The 604-nt window shown below is 68.0% G+C and carries 1 protein-coding gene; it reads right to left on the minus strand.

Features of this window, described 5'->3' with window-relative positions; translation table 11 throughout:
- The coding region (locus AAE045_RS23825) for an FAD-dependent oxidoreductase (protein WP_455549772.1) at positions 1-600 on the minus strand (600 nt) is incomplete at its 3' end.
- Positions 601-604 lie beyond the last annotated feature (4 nt).

Raw genomic sequence — 604 nt, forward strand, 5'->3', positions numbered from 1 at the left:
CATGGTGCGCACCTTGCGCTGCTTGGCCATGCCGGCCAGGCCCTTGGTCAGCTGGGTGACCACCTTTTCCTTGTAGCTGCGCAGCTTGTCCAGGGTGATGGTCGGCTTGCCGAACTCGACGCCGAAATCACCGGCATGGGCAACTTCATCGATCACTGCGGCGGCATGCAGCAGCGCCTTGGACGGGATGCAGCCCACGTTGAGGCAGACGCCACCGAGGCTGGCATAACGTTCCACCAGTACGGTGTCCACGCCCAGATCGGCCGAGCGGAAGGCAGCGGTGTAACCGCCCGGGCCGGCGCCCAGCACCACCATCTTGCACTCGATGTCGGCCGGCTTGCCCGAGGACAGCGCCGGCTGCGGCGCGGCCGGTTCGGCCGGGGCGCGGTGCGAGGGGGTCACCGGCGGCTTGCTGGCCGGTGCGTCGGCCTTGGGTGCCTCGGCCTTGGCCGGCGCGGCCGGTGCAGCCGCCTCACCTTCAGCCTCCAGCAGCAGCACCACATCGCCTTCGGAGAGGTTGTCGCCGAGCTTGACCTTGATTTCCTTGACCACGCCAGCAGCCGACGAGGGCACTTCCAGCGTTGCCTTGTCCGATTCCAGCGTG

The sequence above is a fragment of the Dryocola clanedunensis genome, from assembly GCF_038405435.1.
Lineage (GTDB): Bacteria > Pseudomonadota > Gammaproteobacteria > Enterobacterales > Enterobacteriaceae > Dryocola > Dryocola clanedunensis_A.